This is a genomic window from Methyloligella solikamskensis (assembly GCF_042676065.1).
GTDB classification, from domain to species: domain Bacteria; phylum Pseudomonadota; class Alphaproteobacteria; order Rhizobiales; family Methyloligellaceae; genus Methyloligella; species Methyloligella solikamskensis.
In genome coordinates, this window is record NZ_JBHTJO010000001.1 from 2,402,725 (window position 1) to 2,428,758 (window position 26,034).

The 26,034-nt window shown below is 64.5% G+C and carries 25 protein-coding genes and 1 other RNA gene; 5 read left to right on the forward strand and 21 right to left on the reverse strand.

Going from position 1 to position 26,034, the window contains the following annotated elements:
* Positions 1-22: 22 nt before the first annotated feature.
* The 15 genes from ACFQ2F_RS11585 to ACFQ2F_RS11655 form a co-directional block, all read right to left on the reverse strand.
* Positions 23-1,033 (reverse strand): cell division protein FtsQ/DivIB, encoded by a 1,011-nt coding sequence (locus ACFQ2F_RS11585; RefSeq protein ID WP_379090004.1) that lies wholly within the window; start codon positions 1,031-1,033, stop codon positions 23-25.
* Positions 1,021-1,923 (reverse strand): D-alanine--D-alanine ligase, encoded by a 903-nt coding sequence (locus ACFQ2F_RS11590; RefSeq protein WP_379090696.1) that lies wholly within the window; start codon positions 1,921-1,923, stop codon positions 1,021-1,023. Before ACFQ2F_RS11590 ends, ACFQ2F_RS11585 begins: the two co-directional genes overlap by 13 nt.
* 181 nt (positions 1,924-2,104) lie before the next feature.
* Complete coding sequence (gene murB / locus ACFQ2F_RS11595) at positions 2,105-3,034, reverse strand: UDP-N-acetylmuramate dehydrogenase (protein ID WP_379090006.1); 930 nt, start codon at positions 3,032-3,034, stop codon at positions 2,105-2,107.
* Entirely contained in the window at positions 3,031-4,455 is a 1,425-nt protein-coding gene (murC, locus tag ACFQ2F_RS11600) for a UDP-N-acetylmuramate--L-alanine ligase (RefSeq protein ID WP_379090698.1), read from the reverse strand. The genes murB and murC overlap by 4 nt, the downstream gene beginning before the upstream one ends.
* A gap of 42 nt (positions 4,456-4,497) precedes the next feature.
* Positions 4,498-5,628 carry an undecaprenyldiphospho-muramoylpentapeptide beta-N-acetylglucosaminyltransferase gene (gene murG, locus ACFQ2F_RS11605; protein WP_379090008.1) on the reverse strand — a complete coding sequence of 377 codons (1,131 nt, stop codon included), beginning with the start codon at positions 5,626-5,628 and terminating at the stop codon, positions 4,498-4,500.
* Complete coding sequence (ftsW, locus tag ACFQ2F_RS11610) at positions 5,625-6,800, reverse strand: putative lipid II flippase FtsW (protein ID WP_379090010.1); 1,176 nt, start codon at positions 6,798-6,800, stop codon at positions 5,625-5,627. The genes murG and ftsW overlap by 4 nt, the downstream gene beginning before the upstream one ends.
* A complete protein-coding gene (gene murD / locus ACFQ2F_RS11615) occupies positions 6,797-8,218 on the reverse strand; it encodes a UDP-N-acetylmuramoyl-L-alanine--D-glutamate ligase (RefSeq protein WP_379090012.1) in 1,422 nt (473 codons plus the stop codon). The genes ftsW and murD overlap by 4 nt, the downstream gene beginning before the upstream one ends.
* 9 nt (positions 8,219-8,227) lie before the next feature.
* A complete protein-coding gene (mraY, locus tag ACFQ2F_RS11620; protein WP_379090014.1) occupies positions 8,228-9,313 on the reverse strand; it encodes a phospho-N-acetylmuramoyl-pentapeptide-transferase in 1,086 nt (361 codons plus the stop codon).
* A 22-nt stretch (positions 9,314-9,335) separates the two neighbouring features.
* Positions 9,336-10,748: a UDP-N-acetylmuramoylalanyl-D-glutamyl-2,6-diaminopimelate--D-alanyl-D-alanine ligase gene (locus tag ACFQ2F_RS11625; RefSeq protein WP_379090016.1), complete on the reverse strand. Its 1,413-nt coding sequence runs from the start codon at positions 10,746-10,748 to the stop codon at positions 9,336-9,338.
* Complete coding sequence (locus ACFQ2F_RS11630) at positions 10,741-12,207, reverse strand: UDP-N-acetylmuramoyl-L-alanyl-D-glutamate--2,6-diaminopimelate ligase (RefSeq protein WP_379090700.1); 1,467 nt, start codon at positions 12,205-12,207, stop codon at positions 10,741-10,743. The genes ACFQ2F_RS11625 and ACFQ2F_RS11630 overlap by 8 nt, the downstream gene beginning before the upstream one ends.
* 103 nt (positions 12,208-12,310) lie before the next feature.
* Positions 12,311-14,065 (reverse strand): peptidoglycan D,D-transpeptidase FtsI family protein, encoded by a 1,755-nt coding sequence (locus tag ACFQ2F_RS11635; protein ID WP_379090018.1) that lies wholly within the window; start codon positions 14,063-14,065, stop codon positions 12,311-12,313.
* A gap of 15 nt (positions 14,066-14,080) precedes the next feature.
* Positions 14,081-14,467, reverse strand: a complete 387-nt coding sequence (gene ftsL / locus ACFQ2F_RS11640; protein WP_379090020.1) for a cell division protein FtsL — start codon at positions 14,465-14,467, stop codon at positions 14,081-14,083.
* Positions 14,468-14,524: 57 nt separating this feature from the next.
* Complete coding sequence (gene rsmH / locus ACFQ2F_RS11645) at positions 14,525-15,550, reverse strand: 16S rRNA (cytosine(1402)-N(4))-methyltransferase RsmH (protein WP_379090022.1); 1,026 nt, start codon at positions 15,548-15,550, stop codon at positions 14,525-14,527.
* Positions 15,547-16,026, reverse strand: coding sequence for a division/cell wall cluster transcriptional repressor MraZ (locus ACFQ2F_RS11650; RefSeq protein WP_379090024.1), 480 nt, complete (start codon positions 16,024-16,026; stop codon positions 15,547-15,549). Before ACFQ2F_RS11650 ends, rsmH begins: the two co-directional genes overlap by 4 nt.
* A gap of 391 nt (positions 16,027-16,417) precedes the next feature.
* Positions 16,418-16,546, reverse strand: coding sequence for a hypothetical protein (locus ACFQ2F_RS11655; protein ID WP_379090026.1), 129 nt, complete (start codon positions 16,544-16,546; stop codon positions 16,418-16,420).
* On the opposite strand from ACFQ2F_RS11655, the gene ACFQ2F_RS11660 reads away from it, so the two are divergent.
* Complete coding sequence (locus ACFQ2F_RS11660) at positions 16,545-17,447, forward strand: alpha/beta fold hydrolase (protein ID WP_379090028.1); 903 nt, start codon at positions 16,545-16,547, stop codon at positions 17,445-17,447. The genes ACFQ2F_RS11655 and ACFQ2F_RS11660 overlap by 2 nt on opposite strands.
* Here ACFQ2F_RS11660 and ACFQ2F_RS11665 read toward each other — a convergent pair.
* Positions 17,444-18,367 (reverse strand): LysR substrate-binding domain-containing protein, encoded by a 924-nt coding sequence (locus ACFQ2F_RS11665; RefSeq protein ID WP_379090030.1) that lies wholly within the window; start codon positions 18,365-18,367, stop codon positions 17,444-17,446. The two genes, ACFQ2F_RS11660 and ACFQ2F_RS11665, sit on opposite strands and share 4 nt — an antisense overlap.
* Positions 18,368-18,485: 118 nt before the next feature.
* Between ACFQ2F_RS11665 and katG the strand changes: the two genes are divergently transcribed.
* The gene (gene katG, locus ACFQ2F_RS11670) at positions 18,486-20,723 is read left to right on the forward strand and encodes a catalase/peroxidase HPI (RefSeq protein ID WP_379090032.1); all 2,238 of its coding nucleotides are present in this window, start codon (positions 18,486-18,488) and stop codon (positions 20,721-20,723) included.
* A gap of 202 nt (positions 20,724-20,925) precedes the next feature.
* On the opposite strand, the gene rnpB is transcribed toward katG, so the two are convergent.
* Positions 20,926-21,333, reverse strand: an RNA gene (rnpB, locus tag ACFQ2F_RS11675) — RNase P RNA component class A.
* 177 nt (positions 21,334-21,510) lie between these two features.
* Here rnpB and ACFQ2F_RS11680 point away from each other — a divergent pair.
* Positions 21,511-21,777, forward strand: a complete 267-nt coding sequence (locus ACFQ2F_RS11680; RefSeq protein WP_379090034.1) for a hypothetical protein — start codon at positions 21,511-21,513, stop codon at positions 21,775-21,777.
* A gap of 171 nt (positions 21,778-21,948) precedes the next feature.
* On the opposite strand, the gene ACFQ2F_RS11685 is transcribed toward ACFQ2F_RS11680, so the two are convergent.
* The 3 genes from ACFQ2F_RS11685 to ACFQ2F_RS11695 all read right to left on the reverse strand — a co-directional run bounded on the left by ACFQ2F_RS11685 (position 21,949) and on the right by ACFQ2F_RS11695 (position 23,939).
* On the reverse strand, positions 21,949-22,719 hold the full coding sequence (locus ACFQ2F_RS11685; protein WP_379090036.1) for an N-acetylmuramoyl-L-alanine amidase: 771 nt from the start codon (positions 22,717-22,719) through the stop codon (positions 21,949-21,951).
* Between the two features lie 42 nt (positions 22,720-22,761).
* Positions 22,762-23,478: a TerB family tellurite resistance protein gene (locus ACFQ2F_RS11690; protein WP_379090038.1), complete on the reverse strand. Its 717-nt coding sequence runs from the start codon at positions 23,476-23,478 to the stop codon at positions 22,762-22,764.
* Between the two features lie 110 nt (positions 23,479-23,588).
* The gene (locus ACFQ2F_RS11695; protein ID WP_379090040.1) at positions 23,589-23,939 is read right to left on the reverse strand and encodes a hypothetical protein; all 351 of its coding nucleotides are present in this window, start codon (positions 23,937-23,939) and stop codon (positions 23,589-23,591) included.
* A 140-nt stretch (positions 23,940-24,079) separates the two neighbouring features.
* Here ACFQ2F_RS11695 and ACFQ2F_RS11700 point away from each other — a divergent pair, with 140 nt between their 5' ends.
* Positions 24,080-24,610 carry a gamma carbonic anhydrase family protein gene (locus ACFQ2F_RS11700; protein ID WP_379090042.1) on the forward strand — a complete coding sequence of 177 codons (531 nt, stop codon included), beginning with the start codon at positions 24,080-24,082 and terminating at the stop codon, positions 24,608-24,610.
* A gap of 51 nt (positions 24,611-24,661) precedes the next feature.
* Here the strand turns inward: ACFQ2F_RS11700 and ACFQ2F_RS11705 are convergent, their stop codons facing one another.
* Positions 24,662-25,048: a hypothetical protein gene (locus ACFQ2F_RS11705; RefSeq protein WP_379090044.1), complete on the reverse strand. Its 387-nt coding sequence runs from the start codon at positions 25,046-25,048 to the stop codon at positions 24,662-24,664.
* A gap of 179 nt (positions 25,049-25,227) precedes the next feature.
* On the opposite strand from ACFQ2F_RS11705, the gene ACFQ2F_RS11710 reads away from it, so the two are divergent.
* On the forward strand, positions 25,228-26,034 hold an 807-nt coding region (locus ACFQ2F_RS11710; protein WP_379090046.1), incomplete at its 3' end, for a hydantoinase/oxoprolinase N-terminal domain-containing protein.

A 26,034-nucleotide genomic window follows, 5' to 3' on the forward strand; every position in this document is an offset into this window, starting at 1 on the left:
CCTATTTCCAGTCAGTTTTGCGTTAAGTGCTTCCCTTCGGCGGCGCAGCGCTCGTGCTTGCCGTCGGCAGTTCGGGATCCTGGCTGGGTGGCCCTCCAGCCGGGATCCGCGGAGCTTCGTGAAGGCGAACGGTCACCCGGTCGCCCAAGCGGAGATCGACGCTGGCGATGTTGCGGTTCAAAATCCCGCGCCGATCGTCCAGGTCTGTGAGGGCGGTGAGTGCCTGGCCGATATTGTCGTCCGGCAGCATCACATCGAGCCCAGAGATGAGTTTCAGATTCCAGCGGCGGTCGCCAACCCGGATAGCCGCGAGCAGCTGCTCGTCGAGGTTAGAGAACATGTCCAGGGTGGCGAACAGCTCGGACGCGTTCTTGGCCGCCCCCTCGCCCACCACGATGGGCAGAGCCGGATAGGCGTCCGGCACCGCCGGAGCCAGGACGGCGCCTTCGGAATCCACCACGTAGGTCTTGCCCTTGTTCTGCCAGATGGCGAAGGGCGTGCGCTCCTCGATGACGACCTTCAGGGTCGACGGCAGAAGCCGCATGACCTGAGCATGCTTCACCCACGGCACCTGCTCCAGTCGCTCCTTGGCGGCGGCGGTGTCGAAGCCGAGGAGGATGGTGTTGGAGTTCGCACCGAGGGCACCGGCGATCTCCGCGTCGGAGGCATGCCGCTGGCCTTCCAGGACGATGCGCTGGGCACCGAGCCCGGCCGCAACGGCCATGGCGCCGACGCCGTTCTCGGCCTGCTCGTAGAGCTTCTGAACCTGGCCGCCAGACCACAGCCCGTAGGTCGCGCTCAGCCCCATGAAGACAAGGGCGAAGAGGCGCCAGGGGCGCTGCTTGCGGCTCGACGCCAGCTCGATGCGGCGCAGACGGCGCGAGGCGACTTTGCGGACCTCGCGGGAATTGGGCACACGGATGGTGGTGAGGCTACGGCCACGCGGCGGCACGATCGCCCGCTGAAACAGCGGGTCGGCTTGGGTCTCGCCTTTCTGTCGTGGCCGCAGGGGCCAGAAGTTCAGCGATTGCACGACGCGTCCTCCACGATCCAGCGGACAAGCTCTCCGAATGAGCGCCCGCTATACGCCGCCAGCTCGGGCACGAGCGACGTGGATGTCATTCCCGGTTGGGTATTAACTTCTAGACAGATGAGGCCCCCGGACCCTCCCGTAGAATCGTCGTAACGGAAGTCCGAGCGGCTTACCCCTCGGCAGCCCAGTGCCCGATGAGCCGCTACCGACAGCTTCCGCACCAGCTGGTAAACATTTGGTAAAAGTTTAGCGGGCAGGACGTGATCGGAGCCTCCTGCGGCGTATTTCGCCTCGTAGTCGTAGAACACCGATTTGTCGGCCGGGCAGATCTCGATCACGTCCAGCGGCTCGTCGCCCATCACGGCGCAGGTGAGCTCGCGGCCGGGGATGAAACGCTCGATCATCACCTCATCGCCATGGCCCCATTCTTCGCTGAAAAGCTCCTGGGGCGGATGCTCCTGATCCTCGCGCACGATGTAGACGCCGACGCTGGAGCCCTCGTTAACGGGCTTGATGACGTAGGGCGGCTTCATGGGGTGCCCCTCAGCCGCCTCCAGACGGGGCAGCACGAGGCTTTCGGCGACGGGAACGCCGCCGGCCTTCAGGGACGCCTTGGCGCGCTCCTTGTGCATGGCAAGGGCCGAGGCGAGCACGCCGGAATGGGTGTAAGGGATCTGCAGGGTCTCGAGGATACCCTGGACGCAGCCATCTTCGCCGAAACGGCCGTGCAGCGCGTTGAAGCAGACATCGGGGGCGACTTCGACGAGACGGCTTGCGACATCGCGCCCCGCATCGATCTTGGTGACGCGATAGCCCTCTTCCTCGAGGGCCTTGGCGCAGGCGTCGCCGGAACGCAGAGAAATCTCCCGCTCCGCGGACATGCCACCCATCAAAACCGCAACATGGGTTGCTTTATGGGCCCCGCCTTCGCTCAATTGTGGATATCCCCCATCGCCAATTTGCTTATCGACGCCGAATCAATAAGCGAATCACCTCCCCCTCCGGTCTACGCCAGAGGCGGGAATCTGACAACGGATACGGTGACTTAAGGGGCCGAAAGGGGCGAAATTTTTATTTCCTGGCGCCCAGACGCTTGATCTCCCAGTCGAGATCGACGCCGCTCATCTCCTTCACCCGGGCGCGAACGGTCTCGCCCAGAGTCTCCAGGTCGTCCGCGGTGGCCCCGCCCTCGTTGATGAGGAAGTTGCAGTGGAGCTCGGAAACCTTGGCTTTTCCGACCTCCAGGCCCCTGCAGCCGGCAGCATCGATGAGCTGCCAGGATTTGTGGCCGGGCGGGTTCTTGAAGGTGCTGCCGCCGGTGCGGCTCTTGATGGGCTGCACCTCTTCCCGGTAGTCGGCGATCTCGTTCATCTCGGCCTGGATCGCGGCCTGCTCGCCGGGACGCCCCTGAAAGAGGCCTTCGGTGAAGATGAGATCTTCGGGCGCGCCGCAATGGCGGTAGGTGTAGTCGAGATCGGCGACGGAGAGGGTGTGGATGTCGCCCTGCCGGTCCACCGCCCGCGCTTCCACCAGCACGTCCTTGGTCTCGCTGCCATGGGCGCCGGCGTTCATGCGGAGCGCGCCGCCAAGCGAGCCCGGGATGCCGCGATAGAAGGCAAGACCGGCGATGGATGCATCGGCGGCGGCGCGAGCGAGCTTCACGTCCGGAACGGCGGTGCCTGCGCGCAGGCGGTCGGAGCCCTCCAGGGCGATGGTGCCGAAGCCCTTGCCGAGACGGATAACGACGCCCCTTATGCCGCCATCGCGGACCAGGAGGTTTGAGCCGAGCCCCACCATGGTGACAGGCACGTCGGCCGGCAGGTGTTTCAGGAAATAGGCGAGATCGGCTTCGTCGGCGGGCGTGAACAGCACCTCCGCCGGGCCGCCGACGCGGAACCAGGTCAGTTCCGCCAGAGTGGCTTCCGGCTTCAGCCGGCCGCGCAGCTCGGGCATGGCTTCCGTGATCTCGGAGGCGAGACCGCTGGTGGCTGTCTCGCTCACGACTTGTCCTCTTTTCCGGCCAGGCGTCCGGGCAGGTTCGCCATCCATTCGGAGATGGTGCCCGCACCGAGGCCCACAACCATGTCGCCGGGCTTGGCCTGCTCGGCGATGGCCGCCGTCAGGCTCTCCTCGTCTTCGACAGGGATCACGTGAGCGTGGCCGTGGCGGCGGAGGCTCGCCACGAACTCGTCCTGATCGATGCCGGGGATCGGCGCTTCGCCCGCCGAATAAACCGGCGTGATGATGGCCGTGTGGGCGTCGTCCAGGCAGGCGGAAAACTCGTTGAACAGGTTCTGCAGCCGCGTATAGCGGTGGGGCTGCATGATGGCGATGACGCGGCCAGCATCGGCGGAGCGGGCGGCGCGCAAGACGGCCGAGATCTCCACCGGGTGGTGGGCGTAGTCGTCGTAGAAATGGATGCCGTTCCATTCGCCGACGAGGGAGAAGCGGCGCTTCACGCCTGAGAAATTCGCGAGGCTCTCGCGGATCTGAGCTTCGCTCAAGCCGGTCTCGATGCCGACGCCGATGGCGGCGAGCGCATTCAGGGCGTTGTAGTGACCGAGCGCCGGAAGCTTCACGTCCGGATAGCGGTTCGGGCCGCCGCGCACCTCGCGCCCCAGCTCCACGTCGAACACCATGCCGTGGCCTTCGGTGCGCAAGTCCGTCATGCGGATATCGGACTCCCGGGAGACGCCGTAGGTCAGCACGCGACGCCCGTTGGCCGCGCCGCCGAGGCGGGCCAGCATTGCGCGCACCACCGGGTGGTCGATGCCCGCGACGACGAGACCGTAGAACGGGATCGCGTCGATGAACTGCTCGAAGGCGGCATGGAGACGGTCGGTGGTCTCCCAGTAGTCCATGTGCTCGGGATCGATATTTGTGACCACGCCGATCTGTGTCGGCAGCTTCACGAAGGTGCCGTCGGATTCGTCCGCCTCGACGATCATCCATTCGCCTTCGCCGATGCGGGCATTGGTGCCCCAGTCGTTGATGATGCCGCCGGCGATCACCGTCGGGTCGAGACCGCCATCGTTCAGAAGGTCGGCGATCATCGCCGTGGTGGTGGTCTTGCCGTGGCTGCCGGTGACGGAGACGGTCGCCCGGTCGCGCATCAGCTCGGCCAACATCTCGGCGCGGCGGATGATCGGGATGCCCTGCTCCTTCGCCGCCTCGAATTCCGGGTTGCCCGGCTTCACGGCGCTGGAGATCACCAGATAGCCGATCCCCTTCACGTTCTCCGGATCGTGTCCGATAAGGCAGCGGATGTTCTTCGACCGCAGACGCTCCAGGTTGGCGCTGTCCTTCAGGTCGCTGCCCTGAACCCGGTAGCCGCGGGTGTGCATCACCTCGGCGATGGCGCTCATGCCGATGCCGCCGATGCCGACGATATGGAAGAGGCCGGTCTTCTCCGGCGGAGGCAAACGCATGGCGTCAGTCGTATCCCTTCATTCGGATGAGGCTTGTCAAGCCTTCGCGTGGTGCTCCGCGGCGGCGAGCTCTTCGGCGAAATCGGCGAGCCGTGTCACCGCATCCACCATCGCCGCTTCGTGTGCCGTCGCCGCGGCGGCCGCGAGGCGATCCGGATCGTCGAACAGGCTTTCCAGCTCGGCCGCCAGGCGCTCCGGCGTCAGCTCGCTTTGGGGAAAGCACCAGCCACCGCCTTTTTCGGCGAGCCGAGTAGCATTCTCAAACTGATCGTTGTCAAGAGCATGGGGCAGCGGCACGAAGATGGCGGGCCGGCCGATGGCCATCATCTCATTGACGGTCGAGGCACCGGAGCGGGAGCAGACGAGGTGGGCGTTGGCGATGCGCTCCGGCAGATCCCGGAAGAACGGCGCGAGATGGACGGCGATTCCGGCCTTCTCATAGGCCGCCCGCGTCGCCTCCATGTCCTCCTCCCGGGTCTGCTGCACGATGGTCAGCCGGTCCCGCATGGCTTCGGGCAGAAGCGGGAGGGCCGCCGGAAACACCTCGGAGAAGAAATGGGCGCCCTGGCTGCCGCCGAAGATGAGGAGCAGAAGCCTGCCGTCCTTGGTCGGCGGGTCGTAGGGCTGGTCGCGATAGGCAAGCACGGCACTGCGGACCGGCGTCCCCGTCACGGTGGATTTGGCGACGGCGTCCTCGCTCATCTTCTTGGTGGGCGAGACGGTGAGCGCGACCCTGCTTGTGATCTTGGAGAGAAGCCGGTTGGCGCGGCCCATAACGGCGTTCTGCTCATGCACGGCGGTCGGGATGCCGAGGGTTCGCGCAGCGATGACCGGCGGCAATGTGGGGTAGCCGCCGAAGCCAATTACAGCGAGGGGGTTCACCCGGCGGAGCATGGCGAGGCCCTCGAAATACCCTATGCCGAGGGTCGCGAAGGTCTTCGCAATGCCGAACGGGTTGCGGCTGCGTAGCGTGGCCGACGGCAACTGATGGATTGCACGGGCGGGAAAATCGATCGCGTATTTCTCCGTGCGCAGATCCGTGGCGAGTTCGACCGGATACCCCCTCGTCTTCAGCTCCTCGGCCAAGGCCGCAGCCGGGAAGAGATGCCCGCCCGTGCCGCCGGCGGCCAGAAGAATGGGGCGCTCCTCGACAGACTCCGCACTCACGCCGCCTGCTCCCGCACGTCGTTCTCCGGCGCATGGTTGCTCCGGTCGCGGGCGATTCGCTGGGCCGCCTTGGGACGCTTGCGGGTCAGGCCAAGAATGAAGCCCGCCGTGAGGCCCATGGAGAGCATGGAGGTGCCGCCATGGGAGATGAACGGCAAGGTCATGCCCTTGGCCGGCAGCAGGCCGACATTCACGGACAGATTGATGAGGGTCTGGAAGCCGAAAAGCATCACCAGACCTGCGATGGCGAGACGGATAAAGCCATCGGGCTCGTGAGCCGCCTTGGCGAAGCCGCGCAGCACGATGAAGGCGAACATGGCGACCAGCACGATGCAGGCGACGATGCCGTATTCCTCCGCCGCGACAGCAAAGATGAAGTCCGTATGGGCGTCGGGGAGCACAGTCTTGATGGTGCCCTCCCCCGGACCGCGGCCGAACCAGCCGCCTTGCAGGAAGGACTCGATGGCCCGGTCGGTCTGATAGGTGTCGCCAGACTGGGGATCGAGGAAGCGGTCGATACGGGAGGCCACGTGGGGCACCAGGAAGTAGCTCGCGGTCAACCCTGCGATGGCGACGATGGCGAGCGCCACGATCCAGACGAGATCCATGCCGGCCATGAAGAACAACCCGCCCCAGACGAGGGTGACGAGAAGCGTCTGGCCGAAGTCGGGCTGGAGCACGAGCAGCGTCGCCAGCACGATGTAGAAGAAGACGGCGAGCTCGATGCCCGGCACGTCGCGGCGGGTCTGGTGCTCATGGAAGAGCCAGGCCACCAGCACCACGAAGGCGGGCTTCACGAACTCTGTCGGCTGGATGGAGAAGGAGCCGATCTGTAGCCAACGCTGGGCGCCCTTCACCTCGGAACCGACCCAGAGAGTCAGCAGCATCATGACGATGCCGATGAGGAAGATCACCAGGCTGGTGCGCCGGATCATCTTGGGCGACAGGGTCGAGGCGGCGAACATGACGATCACGGCGGGCGGGATCATCATGGCGTGGCGGCGCACGAAGTAGAACGGCTCGAGGTCGTAGCGCGCCGCCATGGGCGGGCTGGCTGCGAAGGAGAGCAGAAGCCCCGCCGCCATCAACAACAGCATGCCGAAGAACATCAGGCGGTCGACAGTGAACCACCAGTCGCTCAGCACGCTGCGGTCGGCACGGGCAAGCCTCATTCGGGCGCATCTCCGTTCCCGTCGGCGGGGATGACGTCGTCGATGGCGAGGACGGCGTCGATGAAGGCCTCGCCCCGCTTCTCGAAATTATCGAACTGGTCGTAGGAGGCGCAGGCCGGCGACAGGAGAACCACCGATTCGTGCGGATTTGCGGCAGCCACCGCATCCTCGGTCGCCTGCTTCACGGCCTCTTCCAGGGTGCCGGAAATGGTGTGCTCCAGATCGTCGCCCAGGGCCTTGTCGAAGTCTTCTGCCGCTTCGCCGATCAGATAGACCTTGTTGATCTTCTGGAAGAAGGGCTCGAGCCCCTTCAGCCCGCCTTCCTTCGCCCGGCCGCCGGCGATCCAATAGATGTTGTCGAAGGCCGCGAGCGCCTTGCCGGCAGCATCGGCATTGGTTGCCTTGGAATCGTTAACGAAGAGGATGCGCCCCAGCTTGCCCACGAGCTGCATGCGGTGGGACAGACCCGGGAAGGTCCGGAAGCCCAGCTCCACCTCCTGCAAGGTCAGCCCCTGGCTGCGCACCAGCGCATAAGCCGCGGCGGCGTTCTGCCAGTTATGGGTGCCGCGAAGCGCCGAGATACCGTCGATGCTCACCTCGTCGCCACGCTTGCCGTTGCCGATCTCGAACAGCTCCGCGCCTTCGGCGAAGACGCCCTCCTCGACCTCGTGCTCCACGCTTATCCGCTTCACCTCGTAGGGGCCTGCCAGGCCGTCGGCAATCTTGCGGCATTCGGGATCGTCCACGCCGATCACGGCGGTGTCGCCCTCGCCCATCTTCGCAAACACCCGCGCCTTAATGGCGGCGTAGTGCTCCAGGCTGCCATGACGGTCGAGATGGTCCGGTGTGATGTTGAGAAGCGCCGCCGCATTAGGATGAAGCGAGGGCGTGAGATCGATCTGGAAGGAGGACATCTCCAGCACGTAGATCGCATCGTCCGCGAAGGGCTCCAGGTCGAGCACGGCGCGGCCGATATTGCCGCCCTCCTGCACGTTCCGGCCCGACTCGCGCAGCAGATGGGCGGTCAAGGCCGTGGTGGTGGATTTGCCGTTGGTGCCGGTGACGACGATGGTCTTGGCCTTGCTTCCTTCGGCTTCGCGCTGGCGGAAGAAGAGCTCCGTGTCGCCGATGATCTCGACGCCGGCCTCTTGGGCCTTCATCACGATCCAGTGGGGCGAGGGATGGGTCAGCGGCACGCCAGGCGAAAGGACAAGGGCTGCGAAACGCGACCAGTCGGAGGTCGATAGGTCGCCGCACTGGACATTCTCCTCGTCCGCCTTCCAGCGTTTTTCCGGTGCGTCGTCCCAGGCGAAGACATGGGCCCCGCCCGCGCTCAAGGCCTTGGCGGCGGCGATGCCGCTCATGCCGAGACCGAAGACCGCGACATCGCGGCCCGTGAAGACATCGATGGGAATCATTGTTCGACCCTAACGCAATTTGAGCGTCGCGAGACCCGCCATGGCCAGCACGACGGCGATAATCCAGAACCGGATCACGATGGTCGATTCCTTCCAGCCCTTCTGCTCGAAGTGGTGATGGAGGGGGGCCATGCGGAAGACCCGGTGGCCGGTCAATTTGTAGGAGGTCACCTGGACGATCACGGAGACCGCTTCCAGGACGAAGAGACCGCCGACGACGGCCAGCACGATCTCGTGCTTGATGGCCACGGCGACGGTGCCGATGGCGCCGCCCAGCGCAAGAGAGCCGGTATCGCCCATGAAGATCTGAGCGGGCGGCGCGTTGAACCACAGGAAGCCGAGTCCCGCGCCCACAAGCGCACCGCAGAGCACGGCGAGTTCGCCGCTCCCCAGCACGAAATGGATCTGCAGGTATTCGGCGAAGACGGCGTTACCGACCAGATAGGCAATGAAGCCGAAGGTGGCCGAAGCGATCATCACCGGCACGATGGCGAGCCCATCGAGCCCGTCGGTCAGGTTCACCGCGTTGCCCGCACCGACGATGATGAAGGCACCGAAGGGGATGTAGAGCCAGCCGAGATCGACGGTGACATCCTTCAGGAAGGGAATCGCCACCTCGTTGGTCAGGGACGGCTCGGCCAGATAGGAGATGGCGCCGGCAGCCAGGAGGGCGGCGATGCCTTCGATCACCAGCTTGATGCGGCCGCGGAAGCCGGCGGTCGTCTGGCGGGTGACCTTGAGATAGTCGTCATAGAGGCCGACACCGCCATAAACGAGGGTCAGTAGGAGCACCACCCAGACGTAAGCATTGGCCAGATCGCACCAGAGCAGGATCGAGGCGGTCGCGCCGAACAGGATCATCAGCCCGCCCATGGTGGGCGTGCCCTGCTTCTCCAGAAGATGATTGGCCGGGCCCTCGGTGCGGATGGGCTGGCCCTTGCCTTGGCGGATGCGCAGGGAGCGGATGATGGCCGGACCGAACAGGAAGACGAGCAGAAGCGCGGTGAGCATCGCCGCGCCTGTCCGGAAGGTGATGTAACGGAAGACATTGAAGATGCTCAGCTCGTCAGAGAGCGCGAACAACCAGGTCAGCATCTTCGATCCCCCAATCGGCGCCTCAGTTCAGTGCGCCGTCCTCCAAATGCCGCTTCAGCTCCGTCACCAGCGGTGCAAGCTTGGCCCCGAAGGAGCCTTTCACCATCACGATATCGCCCGGCCGGACTGCATCCAGAACGAGCGGCGTGAGCTCTCCCGCAGCGCTGGCATAGCCGCCTTTCTTCCCGTCAGGCAAGGCGTCAATAAGCGCAGGCATGAGTTCCCCGCATGCAAAGACACTATCGATCCCGGCGGCGTCTATAAACTGTGCCAATCCCCGGTGGAATTCTTCGGCTCCCTCGCCAAGCTCCAGCATGTCGCCCAGGACGACGATCCGGCGGCAGTAAACGTCCCGGGGGACTAGGCCGAGGGTCTCAAGTGCCGCGCGCATGGAGGCGGGATTGGCGTTGTAGGCCTCGTCGACGACAGCGACCTTGCCCCTCGCGCCCTCGAAGACCTGCCATTCGCCGCGGCCCGCCTGGGCCCGCCATTGCAGGAGCGCCGCGGCGGCCTCTTTCAGGTCCGCGCCGGCGGCCTGGGCAGCGGCCAGCACCGCCAGGGAATTCTGCACCAGATGACGGCCCGGCGCACCGAGGCGGTAGGACAGTTTCGTCCCGCTGAGATCAGCCTCGACCGCCGAGCCCTCCGGGGTGAGCGAGACATCGAGAAGGCGAATGTCTGAGCCTTCCGCCTCGCCGAAGCTGACGATCTTCGCATCCTTGGCTTTCGCCGCCGTCGCAAGGCGGCCGAAAAATTCATTGTCCCTATTGAGGATCGCGACGCCACCGGGCTCTAGCCCTTGGAAGATCTCCGCCTTGGCATCGGCAATCTCTTCCACAGAGGCGAAATGGCCGAGATGGACCGGTGCGATGGTGGTGATGATGGCGATGTGGGGCCGAATCATTCGGCTTAAGGGCGTGAGTTCGCCCGCATGATTCATGCCCGCCTCGAACACGCCGAAGGCGGTGTCCTTACGCATATTGGCCAGGGTCAGCGGCACACCCCAATGGTTGTTGTAGGACTTGGCCGAGGCATGCACCGAACCGCTGGGGGCGAGGGCCAGACGCAGCGCCTCCTTGGTGCCGGTCTTTCCGGCGCTTCCCGTGACGGCGATGATCTTGGTCTTCGTGGCGCGAGCCCGCGCGGCGCGGCCCAGATCCTGTAGCGCCTCGAACGGGTCGCCGACGCGGATCAGGCGGGGATCGTCGTCCTCATAGTCACGATCGACAATGGCGCAGGCCGCTCCCGCCTCGAAGGCGGCTGGCACGAACTTGTGGCCGTCGAGCGAGACGCCCTTGATGGCGACGAAACATTCGGCGGGCTGGAGCGTACGGGTGTCGATGGAGACGCCGGTCACGGCGGTCGCTCCGTCTTGATACGTCTCGCCTCCGATCGCTTTCGCGATCTCTCCGACGGTCCAAAGCGGCTCAGCCACGCGCGTGCCCCTCGCCCGCCTTTAGGGCTGCGGCCACCGCGTCGTGATCGGAATACGGAATGATCTGGTTGCCGACGATCTGGCCGGTCTCGTGGCCCTTCCCCGCCACCAGCAGCACATCGCCCGCTTGCAGATGAGCGATCGCCTCGTCGATGGCTTGGGTCCGGTCGCCGATCTCGATGGCGCCCGGCGCATGGGACAGGATGGCCCGGCGGATATCGGCCGCCTCCTCGCTGCGGGGATTGTCGTCGGTAACATAGACCTGGTCGGCAAGCTTAGTGGCGACGGCGCCCATCTGGGGCCGCTTGCCGCGATCGCGGTCGCCGCCGCAGCCGAACACCACCAGCAGCCGGTGACGTACGTAAGGGCGGAGCGCCGCGATCGCCTTGGCAAGCGCGTCGGGCGTATGGGCGTAGTCGATAAAGATGGGCGCGCCGTCATCGGTGGTGCCGGCAAGGTCGAGACGGCCCTTGGCGCCCTCCAGCTCCGCCAGCATGGGGAGGACCTCTTCGAAGGTCGCGCCGGTCGCCATGACGAGACCGGCCGCCACGAACGCATTGGAGGCCTGGAAATCGCCGACCAGCGGCAGGCGCACCTCGTAGGTCTCGCCTTCGTAGAGAACCTTCAGGGTCTGGGAGAAGCCATCAGGCACCGCTTCGAGCAGGCGCAGGGTCTTGCCGCGCTTGCCGACGGAGATGAGATTCAAGCCCCGGGCGATGCATTCGGCGGCCACGCGCTCCGCTGCTTCGGAGCCGATATCCACCACCGCCGTGTCACCCGGCTGGAGCAACTCCCGGAAAAGACGGAGCTTCTGGGCCAGGTAATCCTCGAAATTGTGGTGATAATCGAGATGGTCGCGGGTGATGTTGGTGAAGCCGCCCGCCTTCAGCTTCAGCCCGTCCAGCCGGTGCTGCTGGAGGCCATGGCTTGAGGCTTCGATAGCGAGATGGGTGACGCCCTCGCCCGCCAGTTCCGCCAGGATACGGTGGAGCTCGATGGGGTCCGGCGTGGTGTGATTGAGGATGGTCGTGCTCTTGGGCGCGATCACGCCGATGGTGCCGACGCTCGCAGCGTTCAGCCCGCGGCGCGACCAAAGCTGGCGCACGAAGGACGCGACGGACGTCTTGCCGTTGGTGCCGGTGACAGCGACGGAGGTTTCGGGCTGGGCGCCGAAAAAGCGGGCCGCCGCGATCGAGAGCGTATGGCGGGGCTCGGGCACTTCGATAACGGGCACGCCGACATCGTCGGCCTCCGTCCCTTGCGGCGCCACGACTGCCGAGGCCCCTTTGGCGACCGCTTCGCCGATGAACTTGGTCCCGTCGGCTTTCACGCCCGGCAATGCCGCAAAGAGGTAGCCCGACTGAATGTCGCGGCTATCCGCAGACAGGCCGGTGATCGAGATGCCGGCCACGTCTTCGGCCAAGGCCGCTTCGGGCCCGATCAACTCGCCAAGCTTCATCACGGAATTCGCCCCATGCGCTAATTCGGGTCGTTCCCGACCCGCCACACTGCCGGCTTTCGCCGGTTACGCGCTACCCCAGCCGGACGGCTGGCCTTCCGCTCTAATAGGAGGCCACCACGGGATCGTCAAACCGCCGCCTGGGCAAGGACGCAGCAGCCTTTTCCAGGTCCAGATTGGGCTCCACGCCGAGGATCGGCGCGATGCGGGCGATGACCCTGCCAACGGTCGGCGCGGCATTGGCGCCCGCCGTGTGGAGGAACTTGCTCGCTTCGACCTTCTGCGGCTCGTCCAGCATGACCAGCACGACATATTCGGGAGCGTCTGCCGGAAATGTGGCGACAAAAGAGTTGAGCAAGGCGGAGCGGGCATAACGTCCGTTGACCACCTTCTCCGCCGTACCGGTCTTGCCGCCGACGCGATAGCCTTCGGCGTTGGACTGCTTGCCGGTGCCTTCCATGGCATTGAGGCGCATGAGGCGGACCATCTGGTCGCTGGTGCTTTGCTGAAGCACGCGGGTGCCGCTCGCCATCCCTTCCGCCCGGGAGCGCGGCAGGAAGGTCGGCTGGACCTTGATGCCACCGTTGACGATGGGAACGGCGGCGGCTGCGAACTGCAGCGGCGTGACCGACAGACCGTGACCGAAGGCGATTGTCATGGTGTTGAGCTTCTTCCAGTGCTTGGGCACCAGGGGCGCCGCGGTCTCGCCCAGCTCAGTCGCAGTCGAATCCAGCAGCCCCAGCTTGCGCAGGAACGCCTTGTGGCGGTCGACGCCCACATCGACGGCGATCTTGGCCGCGCCGATATTGGAGGAATGGGTGAACACCTCCTCCACGGTGATCGGACGGTGGAGGCCGTGGAAGTCGCCGATGGAGAAGCGGCCGATCTTGATGGCGTGGGTCGCGTCGTAGACCGAGTTGACCGAGCAGACGCCCGTGTCGAGGCCGGCGGCCACGGTGATCAGCTTGAAGATAGAGCCGAGCTCATAGACGCCCGCCGTCACCCGGTCGTGGCGGTCCTTGTCCAGGGCCTGCTCGCGGTGATTGGGATCGTAATCGGGAAGCGAGGCGAGCCCGACCACCTCGCCGGAATAGACATCCATGACGACGCCGGCGGCGGCCTTCGCCTTGTAGGTGTCGATCGCGTTCTGAAGCTCCTCGTGGAGCACATGCTGAACGCCGAGATCGAGGGAGAGCGAGATGGTCTCCTCGCCGGCCGCCGTTTCCGGATTGAGGAAGGAAAGCTGCGGGTTCTGATCGACGAAACGCTCCATGCCGGCCAGGCCGTTATTGTCGATATCCACGAAGCCTACGACGTGGGAGGCCGTGGCGCCGACCGGATAGACGCGGCGGTATTCCTCGATGAAGCCTAGCCCCGGCACGCCGAGAGCATGGATCTCCGCCTGCTGGCTCGGGGTCAGCTCGCGGCGGATGCTGACGAAGCGGCCGCCCTTGTTGATGCGCTTGCGGATATCGGCCGCCTTGATGTCGGGCAGCACGGTGGAGACCTTCTCCACCAGCTCGTCGGAATCGATCACACGGAGAGGGTCAGCGAACAGGGTCGCGCCCTTGATGTCGGTGGCGAGGAGCTGGCCCTTTCGGTCCAGAAGGTCCGGCCGGTGCACCGTGGTGGTGGTGTCGTAGAAGGCGGGATCGGGGGCGACCTGGAAGTTCATGCCCATGGAGACCAGCCGGCCGCCCACGAGCAGGAAGCCGATCACGAAGCCGAGGCAGATCAGCTGGAACCGGCGGCGGCTGCGGGCGATATAAGCCCGCTCGGCGCGCGCGGTCGCCGCGTTCGGCTTTTCGGCCCCTTCCGGCGTGTCGGCCGCGTTGGGCGTCTCGGCCTTGGTCGTCATGTCCAGCGCTCTTCCCTATTCGTCGTCTGTGTTCTGCAGCAGCTTCACGTAGTCCGGCACATCGTCGCCCGGCTCAACCGGCGCGCCCTCGTCCTCTGGTGAGGAGACGGTCAGCTTCCGGTCGAACTCGGCCTGGGCGACCGTGTCCAGGGTGAGCAGCTGGCGCGGGTTGGCCGCATGCAGATTGAGAAACTTCTTGGCCAGGCGCTCGATGCGCGCAGGCCGGTTCAGCAGGCTCCATTCAGCGCGGAGAACGGCGATGGAATCGCGCTCCTCGTCGATCTGGTTGTGCAGCACGGCGATGTCGTGATCGAGAGCACGCGCCTCGTACTTCACCTCGTAGATTACGTAGGCGAGGGCCACGAGGCCGAGCAGAAGACAGATATTGACGAAACGCAGCATCGAACGAACCAACGAAACAATTCGAGACGAATTTTAACCGAGCCTACAGCCAAGCCCTTAAGCAGGTGTTGCGAGAGCGGGCAGGCCAAGTGCGGCAAGATCGCTCCGGTGGGCCGGGGCTTCGGTGCGGATCCCGGCTCTGAGCCGCGCAGAGCGGGACCGCGGATTTCCTTGGATTTCCTGCTTGGACGGGCCGATGGGCTTGCGGCTCGGCAGCTCGAAGCTTGGCGCCGGACCGCGCTCGCCGGAATCGGGCATATGGCGCGAGCCCTTCGGCTCCGGCTTGCTTCGGCTGGCGAAGAATCGTTTTGCGATTCGGTCCTCCAGGGAATGGAACGTCACCACTACGAGCCGGCCGCCCGGCGCCAGCAGCCGTTCGGCCGCCGAAAGCCCCTCGGCAAGCTCGGCAAGCTCCGCATTGAGATAGAGGCGCAGGGCTTGAAACGTGCGGGTCGCGGGGTGCTTCGCCTCGTCCCGCTTGCGGCCCAGCACCTTCTCCACGAGATCGGCAAGCTGTCCGGTGCGTTCGATGGGTGCCTCGGCGCGCGCGGCCACGATGGCCTTGGCGATCGCGCGGGAGCGGCGCTCCTCGCCCAGCTGAAACAGGATGTCGGCGATTTCTTTCTCGGGCCGCTCATTGACGATCTCGGCGGCGGTGGGGCCCGATGCGCCCATCCGCATGTCCAGCGGTCCGTCCTGCATGAAGGAGAAGCCGCGCTCCGCCTCGTCGAGCTGCATGGAGGAAACGCCGAGGTCGAGGACGATCCCGTTTACGGCCTCGATATCAAGCGCTTCTGCGATTTGCTCCATCTCGGCGAAACGGCCGAGGGTGAGCTTGAGCTTGTCTGGAAATTCTTCCGCGAGGGCTTCCCCGCCTGCGATGGCGCGGGGGTCGCGGTCGATGGCGACGACGTTGCAGTCGGCGGCCTCCAGGATTGCGCGGGTGTAGCCGCCGGCCCCGAACGTGCCGTCGATGATCGTCTCACCGCTGGTGGGATGGAGGTTTTCGATCACCTCCGAAAGCATCACGGGAATGTGGCGGGCCGGTCCGCCAACGGCTCCCTCGCCGTGGCCCGCCATCATTCCCGTGTACTCGCAGGTCCGCCGTCTTTCCGTCCCGCGCCGAGTAAAGTCCGCAGATCGCGCGCTTGCCGCTGCGACTCCGCCATGTACTCTTCGAACCGGCCCGGCTCCCACATCTGGAACTTCGGGCCCATGCCTACAAAGGTGACCATGTCCTCGATACCGGCATGCTTGCGCAGACGCTCCGGTATGATGGTGCGGCCGTCCCCATCGACTGAAAGCTTGTCGCTGGTGCCGTAAAGGGCGGTCGCGAGGTAATCGTGCTCGTCGGAATACGGCGCGAGCTCGCCGATAAGCCTGTCGATCTGGTCGACCAATCGCTGACCGCCGCCATCGAGCGCGGGCCGGTCAAGCGATGGATAGCAATAGATTCCGTCGAAGCCCTCTTGGGCGAGGATCGTTCGGAAAGAGGCCGGAACGGAGACACGTCCCTTGCTGTCGATCCGATTGGTGAAGGACGAAACAAAACTGTCCATCTCCCCCTCTTGGTCCTCAGCGACGCGGTGACTTCAGAACTTCGAACTGAGCCGAGGTGGGCTACCCGTTTCTCGAGATTGAGAGCTGGGAGGAGCAGCGCATTCCTCGTGGCCTGAAGGATGCTGCCGGCCCCTCCCAACCTCAGTACCGAACGGGCATTTATGGGATAGCATGGGATTTCATGGGGGTCAATGGTTAAGCATGGGTAAAGCGCGGATTCTTGCGGGGTCAATGCGCCCCTCCTGCGGGCGTTCCGGGATGGCCACCGCCATGGTTCGGGCCAAATGATTTGTCGGGATGAGGCGAACGGGGGTATTGAGGACCGCTGCTGACCGGGACACGGTCAGTCATCGAGATTCGAAAGGTCGCGCCACGACGCGCTACGGCCTTTCAGCAGACGGGATCGTCATCGGCGATTGGACTTTGGCAGGTGAGCACGCCCAAACCGTATTCAGGCATGTTCCGATGGGTCGTCGTCGCTTTCATGGTGACGGCGGTTTGCGGCATGGCTTGCGACATGGCTGACGCTTCGCCAAATGGGGGCGGCTATGCGCGGCTCGGCCCGCCGGACTCCCCTGTCCGCCTCTATTACAGCGATACCGGCACGGGCTCCCCGGTGCTGCTGATCCACGGCTTCGGCTCCAGCACCTATACCTGGCAGCACATCATGCCCGGCCTCGCCCGCAAGCACCGGGTGATCGCCGTCGACATGAAGGGCTTCGGCCAGTCGGACAAGCCTTACGACGAGCGCTACTCGGCCATGGACCAGGCGGAGCTCCTGGCGGAGCTGATGGAGCGGGAGGATCTGCGCGACGTCACCTTGGTCGGCCATTCCTTCGGCGGGGGCGTGGCGCTAGCGCTCGCGCTCCAGGCGGACGGCCGGCTGAAGGGGCGCATCTCCAAGCTCGTGCTGATCGACACGATCGCCTATCCTCAGAAGATCCCAGTCTTCTTCAAGCTGCTTGGCGTGCCCGGCCTGTCCCACTTAAGCGTTCGGATGGTGCCCGCCAGCATGCAGGTCTCGGTGGCGCTGAAGCTCGCCTATTACGATGAGAGCAAGATCACCGACGAGACCCTGGAGGCCTATACGGCGCCCTTGCGAACAGCGGCGGGGAAGTATGCGGTGATCCATAGCGCGCGGCAGATCGTGCCGCCGGATCTCGACGAGATCGCCGCCCGCTACAACACCATCCAGCTGCCGACCCTGATCATGTGGTGCGACCACGATAAGATCGTGCCCATGGATATCGGGCTGAAGCTGCGGCGGAACATGCCCAACTCCGACTTCCAGCTCGTGAAATCCTGCGGCCACATTCCCCAGGAGGAGCAGCCGGAGCAGACCCTGCAGATTCTGGACGACTTCCTGGACGGGCGGAACCAGGCTTCCCTCAGCGAGCCCTCGAGCTCGGTGAAGCGCTAGACCGCAACCGGCGCCTTCGCCGGAGTTGCGCCATAGGCCGCCCAAGTCTCCTTCATCAATTTGCCGAGCTTGCGCATCTGTGGCTTGCGGGGCGAGCTCGCCCGCCAGGTCAGCCCGATGGTGCGGGAGGGCTCGGGCGCCTTGAAGCGGATCATCTTGAGCCCCGATTGGGGCTTCACCTCCGCCTGCACGGCGATCTCCGGCACCAGGGTCGTGCCGTAGCCGCTGGCGACCATCTGCAGCAAGGTGGCGAGACTGGTGGCGCCGAAACGGCGCATGGCCGCCGGCTGGGCGGCACTGCACAGGGCAAGGGCCTGGTCGCGCAGGCAGTGCCCCTCCTCCAGAAGAAGCAGCTGCTCGGCCTGCAGATCCTCAAGCCGGACCGCGCGGCGGGGCTCCGTCTCGTCGCCGGTCACATAGAGAAACCGGTCCTCGAAGAGCGGCATGCTCTCAAGCTGCGGATCGGGAACCGGCAGAGCGAGAATCGCCGCATCGAGATCGCCGCCGAGCAAACCCTCCACCAGGGTCTCGGTGCGCGTCTCGTGAAGGCGCAGTTCCAGCTTCGGATATTGCCGCTGCAGGCGCGGCAGGACGCCGGGGAGGAAATACGGCCCGACAGTTGGGATCACGCCCAGGGTGAGGCTCGTGCCGAGGTCGCTTCTGCGCTCGGCTGCATAATCGGTGAGATCGCGCACCTGGAGCAGGATATCTTCCGCGCGCCGGGCGACCTCCCGCCCCTCCCCGGTCAGCCGGAAATCGCGATGGCTGCGCTCCACCAGCGCTACGCCCAGCTCCTTCTCCAGCTCCTTGATCTGCATGCTGAGCGCCGGCTGGGAGACTGCGCAGGCATCGGCCGCCCGGCCGAAATGGCCGTGCTGAGCGAGGGCGCGCAGATAGCGAAGCTGTCGTAGAGTTATCATAAGCTCAGCTTATCAATACTGAGGGTAAAAGCAATTTGCACTTATCAGGCCCGGCGCGCACATTGCCAACTCAAAGCGCGGGTAAAAGACCACTCGATAGCTAACACGGGAGAGTATGATGGACGCGAAAGTCGACAAAGCGGGCGGTTGCCCGGTCGCGCATGGGATTACGAATATCGGCATGCGCTCGAACCGCGATTGGTGGCCGAACCAGCTGAACCTGAAGATCCTCAGCCAGAACTCGGCGAAGACCGATCCTCTCGGTGCGGATTTCAATTACGCCGAAGCATTCAAGACCCTCGATCTGCAGGCCGTGAAGGAAGATCTTTACGCGCTGATGACCGACAGCCAGGCTTGGTGGCCGGCCGATTTTGGTCATTACGGCGGTCTCTTCATCCGCATGGCCTGGCACAGCGCCGGCACCTACCGCACGGCGGACGGCCGCGGCGGCGGCGGTTCGGGCACCCAGCGTTTCGCGCCGCTGAACAGCTGGCCTGATAACGGCAATCTGGACAAGGCGCGCCGTCTGCTTTGGCCGATCAAGCAGAAATACGGCAACAAGCTTTCCTGGGCCGACCTGTTCATCCTGGCGGGCAATTGCGCCATCGAATCCATGGGCGGCAAGACCACCGGGTTCGCCGGCGGCCGCGAGGATATCTACGAGCCGGAAGAGGACATCTATTGGGGCGCCGAGGACGAGTGGCTTGCCAACTCCGACCATGCCCAGGCGCGCTATTCGGAAGATCGCGAGCTGGAGAACCCGCTCGCAGCCGTGCAGATGGGCCTCATCTACGTGAACCCGGAGGGCCCCGACGGGCAGCCCGATCCCCTGGCCTCGGCCAAGGACATCCGCGAGACCTTCGCCCGCATGGCCATGAACGATTACGAGACCGTCGCGCTCACCGCCGGCGGCCACACCTTCGGCAAGACCCATGGCGCGGGTCCGGTGGACCAGGTCGGTCCCGAGCCGGAAGCGGAAGGCATCGAAGCCATGGGCTTCGGCTGGCTCTCCACGTGGAAGAGCGGCATCGGCAGCGACACCATCACGAGCGGCCTGGAAGGCGCGTGGACGACCAACCCGACCAAGTGGGACATGGGCTATTTCGACCTTCTGTTCGGCTACGAGTGGGAGCTCGGTCAGAGTCCTGCCGGCGCGTGGCAGTGGCACGCGAAGGATCTGAAGGAAGAGGACATGGCGCCCGACGCTTCCGATCCCAGCAAGCGCGTACCGCTCATGATGTCCACGGCCGACATGGCCATGAAGATGGACCCGGACTACGAGAAGATCTCGCGTCACTTCCATGCCAACCCGGAAGAGTTCGCGGACGCCTTCGCCCGGGCCTGGTTCAAGCTGACCCATCGCGACATGGGACCGAAATCCCGCTATCTCGGGCCTGAAGTGCCGGAAGAGGATTTCATCTGGCAAGACCCGATCCCGGAAGTCGATCATCCGCTGATCGACGATACGGACATCGCTGCGCTTAAGGCGAAGATCCTGGATTCCGGCCTGTCCATCGCGCAGCTGACGAAGACGGCGTGGGCCTCGGCTTCGACCTTCCGCGGCTCCGACAAGCGTGGCGGCGCGAACGGCGCGCGGATCCGTCTCGCCCCCCAGAAGGATTGGGAGGTCAACGAACCGGCAGAACTCGCCAAGGTGCTGGAGATCTACGAGGGCATTCAGCAGGACTTCAACGCCTCCGCTTCCGGCGGCAAGAAAGTCTCCCTCGCCGATCTGATCGTGCTCGGCGGCTGCGTGGGCGTCGAAGAGGCCGCGAAGAAGGGCGGCTACAACGTCACCGTTCCCTTCGCCCCGGGCCGCATGGACGCCACGGAAGAGCAGACGGACGCGGAATCGTTCGACGTGCTTGAGCCCATGGCGGACGGCTTCCGGAACTACCAGAAGGCCAAGTACACGGTCTCGACGGAAGAGCTGCTGATCGACAAGGCCCAGCTCCTCGGCCTCACCGCCCCGGAGATGACGGTTCTGGTCGGCGGCATGCGGGCGCTGAAAGCCAATTACGGCTCTGCCCAGCATGGCGTTTTCACCGACCGGCCCGAGACCCTGAGCAACGACTTCTTCGTCAACGTCCTCGACATGGCCACGGAGTGGAAGCCGACGGACGAGGATGAAGACACCTTCGAAGGCCGCGACCGGGCGACGGGCGCCATAAAATGGACCGCGACCCGGGCCGACCTCATCTTCGGCTCGAACTCGCAACTGCGGGCGCTGGCCGAGGTCTACGGCCAGGAAGATGCCAAGGAGAAGTTCGTGCGCGACTTCGTGGCGGCCTGGACCAAAGTGATGAACGCCGACCGCTTCGACCTCGCAAAATCCGAAGTGAAGGCAGCGGCGTAGAAACTATAAAGCGCGCGCTCTGGAGGTGGCCTGAAGGCAGAGTCGCGGCTCAGGCCTTCGGCCCACAACCTCTAGAGATTTGGCCGGTGCGGGATTCACCTCCCCGCCGGCCTTTTTTTGTTTGCCGGTCGAGCGGTTCGCTCATGCTGTGCTGTGAGAAATTGGCGGCCGGCGGAGGGAATTGCCCTCGCGCCGGCCTTATCATGTCAGGAAGCCTATAAGCCGGGTTCTGTACCGCTTTCGCGGCGATGGCCATTCATCTGGGACGTGCCTTGCGGCACGCCTCGAGCAACCAACCCGGGCGGCTGGTCTGGAAGCGGACCTGAACGGCAAACCGTTCACGCCGCCCCTATTTGGTCTTGCTCCCGGTGGGGTTTACCGTGCCGCGGCCGTTGCCGGCGCGCGCGGTGCGCTCTTACCGCACCCTTTCACCCTTACCCTTCTTCGCACTCCTTCCGGAGCGCTTCGAAGGGCGGTTTGCTTTCTGTGGCACTTTCCCTGGGGTCGCCCCCGCCGGAGGTTATCCGGCACCGTGCTTTCCATGGAGCCCGGACTTTCCTCTCCGCCCGACAAAATACTCACGAGGCGGAGCGGCCATCCGGCTTTCTGACACGTCTAATAAGGGCGTACGCCGCGTTTCCGTCAAGTTAAGCGCCGCTGAAGCCAGGCCAGCCGGGGCTTTTGAACCGATCACAAATTGTTGGGGTGATGTGAAAAGCCTTCGCCGCCTGGCACGGCTAATGTCGGCTCAATAAATTGGGCAATTTCGGATCGACCGGAGGCGTAAATGATCAAAGCCTACATAACCTCGGCGATCGGCGCCGCGCTGCTGCTCGGCTCGACGCTCCTGGCTACGGCCTCGATGTATAAATACGACGCCATGTGCGCCATGGGCCTGGCTAGCGAGAAGACAATCCAGACCGATTGCGCAATCTACGAAGAGATCGGCGGCATGCGCTATTGCTTCGGCAGCGAGGAAGCCAAGGCGAAATTCATGGAAACGCCCGAGCCGAATATCGCCCGGGCAGAGAAATACTACCAAACCCTCGAATAGGGTCTTCCCGGAGATCCAGTCTCGAGGCTCCCCCGTACAAGTTGATGAGCGGCAACCCCCAAGCCGCTTTCTCGGCAAGGGCCCGCCTCCGCCCCCTCCCAAGTCGGCGGGTCCTTGCCTCCCCTTCCCCTTTTTCAAGTTTGCAGCAGCTCGCCCGGCGAGACGCCGCGCTTACGCTTTCGGCGCGGTTTCCAGCAGCCGCTGGAGGGTCTCGATGGTCGAGTTGTCGGCCCGGCCGTCAATTCGCTCGGGGCGGAAATGGCGCTGGAACGCGCTCACGACATTTTCGAGCCCGCGGCCGTAGGTGCTGGTGATCTCGAGCCCGTAGCCATAAGCGCTGAGCGCTTCCTGAAGCTCCTGGACGCGCGCGCCTTCGTCGCCGGTCTCCATGCCCAGATCGTCGCCGATTGCCGCGGGCTCGACCCAATGGCCGATGCCGGCCGCATGGAGCCTGCCCCAGTCGAAGGTCTCGCCCGGGTCCTTCTTACGGGTCGGCGCGATATCGGAATGGGCGAGCACCCGGGTCGGCGGAATTGCGTGGCGGGTGAGGATATCGCGGCAAAGAGCTTCGACGGCCTGCATCTGGACTTCCGGATAGGCGGGCAGCTCGCCCTCCTCACCCTTGGCGGGATGGCCGGTGTTGTGGATCTCGATGCCGATGGAGCAGGAATTGAGGTCGGTCTCGCCGGCCCAGAGGCTCTGGCCCGCGTGCCAAGCGCGCATCTCCTCCGGCACCATCTGGGTGATCCGGCCATTCTCATCGACGAGATAATGGGCTGAAACCTTGGACTCTTCCGTCGTCAGCCAGTCCAGCGCCTCCTGGGCGCTCGCCATGCCCGTGTAATGCAGGATGAGCATGTCGGGCGTGCGGCCTTCGCGGCGCGGCTCGACATTGGGCGAGGCGCGCCATTCGGCGAGCGGGCTGTCGGGCGCAGCCGTCATGGACGCCCTGCCCTTCCATATCCTGGCAAGCGGAAAGCCAAGCTAGATGCGCCGCTCTTTGGCGATGGCATCGTAGGATTCGTTGATCGCCGCGAGCTTCTCGGTGGCGATGTTGATGAACTCCGGCGGCACGCCGCGGGCCAGCAGCTTGTCGGGATGGTTGTCCGCGACGAGCTTGCGGTAATGGGCCTTCAGCGCATCGTTGCCGATGCTTGGATCGACGCCCAGAACCTCGTACGGGTTGCGCCGCTCGGCCACCACGTGGCGAGCCCGGATATAATCGAAATGGCTGTCGGAGAAGCCGAAGCGCTTGGCCACCTGGCGCAGGAAGTTCTCCTCCCGCGGATGGACGGAATCGTCGGCCTTGGCGATGTGGAAGAGCCCTTCCAGCACGTCTTCCAGGAGCTTCTGGTTGCCCTTGAACATGGACGCGAGCTGCTCGGCATAGGCCTCGTAGCCTGAGACATCCTGTTTGGCGAGATTGAAGACGCGCGCCACGTTGCGCATCTCACCCTCGGGCACCTTGAAGACCTCCTTGAAGGCGGTGACCTCATCCATGGTCACGACGCCATCGGCCTTGGCCATCTTGGCGCCAAGCGCGATCACGCCGACGGTGAAGGCGACCTGGTTTTCAGCCGGGGTTTCCTGGTCCTCGCGGTCGATCGCGAAATGGCCCGCGACGCCGCCCAAAAGGGCGCCGATGGGTCCGCCGATGGCCAGCCCCGCTGCCGCGCCGGCCAATTTCCCCCAAATAGACATGGGTCTCCCCCAAGAAACGTTCGCTCAAGCACAACTGGGCTGAAGCATAAGGCTTTTTGCCTGTCATCGCACCGACGTTTTTGCCGCCGGGCGCAGGCCTCTCAAGGGGACTACTCCTGAGACGTGGCAGGCGTTCCTCGGCCGGAATTGCCGAAAATTGCAAAGGTCGGCTGATCGACGTCCAGACCTGCCCGCAAGCGCCGCTCGACATGGAGCGCGCGCACCAGGCACCACACGAAAAGCCACAGGGTAATGGCGCCGATCACCACGCCGGTGACCCAGAGATAGGTCTCGCCGAAATCGAACAGGCCGCCGGCGGCCACGGCGAAGGCCTCGAACACCAGGCCGAAGGAGATGGCCAGGCAGATGGCGGCGCTGAGCGCGGTGATGAAGATCGCCAGCGGGTTGTTGCTGCCGCGCTTGGCGAGCGGATGCTCAGGGGTATCAGCTTTGGTGCTCATGTGCTTTGGCCAGCCATTACGGAAGAAATATATCCGCTGGGTCTTACCGAGGGCGGTCGAAGCTTACAAGCCCTCTCGCGACTCCCCCCTCATTTGGGCTAGAACCGGCTGACGTTTCCAAGCACGGCACAGGAGCATTCATGGCGATCTACGAGCTCGACGGCATCAGCCCCGAATTCCCCGAAGACGGCCTCTACTGGGTGGCTGAGACGGCGACCGCGGTGGGCAAGATCCGCATGAAATCCGACACCAGCATCTGGTGGGGCTCGGTGCTGCGCGGCGACAATGAGTGGATCGAGATCGGCGAACGCTCGCAGATCCAGGACAATTCCACGGTGCATACGGACCCGGGTTTCCCCGTCACCATCGGGAAGGACTGCGTGATCGGCCATAACGTCGTGCTGCATGGCTGCACCATCGGCGACAACAGCTTGATCGGTATGGGGGCAATCGTCCTGAACGGCGCTAGAATAGGCAAGAATTGCCTGGTGGGCGCCGGCGCGCTGGTCACCGAAGGCAAGGAGTTTCCGGACAATTCGGTGATCCTCGGCGCACCGGCAAAGCAGATCCGCGAGGCGGATGCCAAGACCCGGGAGATGATTGCGCGGGGCGCCGATGTCTATGTGCGGCGCTGGAAGCAATATGCGAAGGGCTGCAAACGGATCGCTTGATGAAAAGCCGCCTGCGGAATGATCCGCAGGCTGCACTTCAAGTCTTATCGGCTATGGGGAACCAGAGCCCCAATCCGTTTGGCTTTGGGTCCCCGGCAGCTGCGGTTTCTCGCGACCGTATTTCTTGATCTCCTCCAGCACGAAATATTGGAGGATGCCCATCAGGGCCAGAAGCATACCGACCTTGCTCAGCGAGCCGACGAGTAGGTCTCTGAAAGCTTCGCTTCTGCTGCCATAGCCGATCATGATCAGCGCGAAGCTGGCGGAAAACAGCAATAGGCGTGTCACGAATTGCCGGCTGATATCATCCGCAACCAGACGCCGCTCCCGGAGCCTTTCCGCAAGCAGGTTGCTCCAGCTGTGGAAGAGATGATTCCCGACCCAACACATCACCACGGCGGACAGGCCGAGATAGATCGCGTCGTTGAGTGCCAACATCGTCTCTCTCCTTCACTGGCTAGGGTTGAAGCCCCATGCTTATGCTCCTATTGACTATAAGTCAATTGAGCCCCTGCTGCCAGAATGTCGCGGGGCATGCCGGGCGCGAGGCCCGGATCGATGCGCAAAATTCAGCATTGCGGCTTTGCATCGCAGCGCGAGCTGTTTAACTCAGACCGATGACATCGCGCGGCAAATGGCAGTTCTTCATCGACCGGGGCGGCACCTTCACCGATATCGTGGCGCGGAGGCCCGACGGATCGCTGGTCACCGCGAAGCTGCTGTCGGAGAACCCCGAAGCCTATAAGGATGCCGCGATCGCCGGCATCGCCGATATCATAGGCGTGTCGCGTGACGAACCGCTTGCCACCGGAAACATCGAGAGCGTGAAGATGGGGACCACGGTCGCCACCAACGCGCTGCTCGAGCGGAAGGGCGACCAGGTTCTGCTACTCACCAGCGAGGGCTTCGCCGATGCGCTGGAGATCGGCTATCAGGCGCGGCCCAAGATCTTCGCCCTGAATATCGAGAAGCCGTCGATGCTGTATGCGAGCGTGGCCGCCCTGCCCGAACGCGTCCGGGCCGACGGCACGGTGGAAACCCCGCTCGACATGGATGCGACGCGGGAGGCGCTCGAAGCGGCGAAAGCGGACGGCATCAACGCCGTCGCTATTCTCTTCATGCATTCCTATGCCCATCCCGCGCATGAGCGGCAGGCGGCGGATCTCGCCCGGGAGATGGGGTTCGCCCAAATCTCCGCCAGCCACAATGTCAGCCCTCTGGTGAAGCTGGTTGGCCGCGGCGACACGGCGGTTGTCGACGCCTATCTCTCTCCCCTGCTCCGCCGCTACGTGGCGCAGGTCGCTGATGCGCTGGATGCCAAGCCGGTTGGCACGGCTCCTTCACCTCTCCCCGCCGGGGAGAGGTCGGATGCGCAGCATCCGGGTGAGGGGGAGAAAAAGACCGGATCCGTCCCCCCTCACCCC

Bases quoted from the DNA above. Each gene is read 5' to 3' on its own strand.
- ACFQ2F_RS11590 (WP_379090696.1), bottom strand. From the start codon at position 1,923: ATGGGTGGCATGTCCGCGGAGCGGGAGATTTCTCTGCGTTCCGGCGAC.
- ftsW (WP_379090010.1), bottom strand. From the start codon at position 6,800: ATGAGGCTTGCCCGTGCCGACCGCAGCGTGCTGAGCGACTGGTGGTTC.
- murD (WP_379090012.1), bottom strand. From the start codon at position 8,218: ATGATTCCCATCGATGTCTTCACGGGCCGCGATGTCGCGGTCTTCGGT.
- mraY (WP_379090014.1), bottom strand. From the start codon at position 9,313: ATGCTGACCTGGTTGTTCGCGCTCTCTGACGAGCTGAGCATCTTCAAT.
- ACFQ2F_RS11630 (WP_379090700.1), bottom strand. From the start codon at position 12,207: ATGAAGCTTGGCGAGTTGATCGGGCCCGAAGCGGCCTTGGCCGAAGAC.
- ACFQ2F_RS11635 (WP_379090018.1), bottom strand. From the start codon at position 14,065: ATGACGACCAAGGCCGAGACGCCCAACGCGGCCGACACGCCGGAAGGG.
- ftsL (WP_379090020.1), bottom strand. From the start codon at position 14,467: ATGCTGCGTTTCGTCAATATCTGTCTTCTGCTCGGCCTCGTGGCCCTC.
- rsmH (WP_379090022.1), bottom strand. From the start codon at position 15,550: ATGATGGCGGGCCACGGCGAGGGAGCCGTTGGCGGACCGGCCCGCCAC.
- ACFQ2F_RS11650 (WP_379090024.1), bottom strand. From the start codon at position 16,026: ATGGACAGTTTTGTTTCGTCCTTCACCAATCGGATCGACAGCAAGGGA.
- ACFQ2F_RS11660 (WP_379090028.1), top strand. From the start codon at position 16,545: ATGGCTGACGCTTCGCCAAATGGGGGCGGCTATGCGCGGCTCGGCCCG.
- ACFQ2F_RS11655 (WP_379090026.1), bottom strand. From the start codon at position 16,546: ATGTCGCAAGCCATGCCGCAAACCGCCGTCACCATGAAAGCGACGACG.
- ACFQ2F_RS11665 (WP_379090030.1), bottom strand. From the start codon at position 18,367: ATGATAACTCTACGACAGCTTCGCTATCTGCGCGCCCTCGCTCAGCAC.
- katG (WP_379090032.1), top strand. From the start codon at position 18,486: ATGGACGCGAAAGTCGACAAAGCGGGCGGTTGCCCGGTCGCGCATGGG.
- ACFQ2F_RS11680 (WP_379090034.1), top strand. From the start codon at position 21,511: ATGATCAAAGCCTACATAACCTCGGCGATCGGCGCCGCGCTGCTGCTC.
- ACFQ2F_RS11685 (WP_379090036.1), bottom strand. From the start codon at position 22,719: ATGACGGCTGCGCCCGACAGCCCGCTCGCCGAATGGCGCGCCTCGCCC.
- ACFQ2F_RS11690 (WP_379090038.1), bottom strand. From the start codon at position 23,478: ATGTCTATTTGGGGGAAATTGGCCGGCGCGGCAGCGGGGCTGGCCATC.
- ACFQ2F_RS11695 (WP_379090040.1), bottom strand. From the start codon at position 23,939: ATGAGCACCAAAGCTGATACCCCTGAGCATCCGCTCGCCAAGCGCGGC.
- ACFQ2F_RS11700 (WP_379090042.1), top strand. From the start codon at position 24,080: ATGGCGATCTACGAGCTCGACGGCATCAGCCCCGAATTCCCCGAAGAC.
- ACFQ2F_RS11705 (WP_379090044.1), bottom strand. From the start codon at position 25,048: ATGTTGGCACTCAACGACGCGATCTATCTCGGCCTGTCCGCCGTGGTG.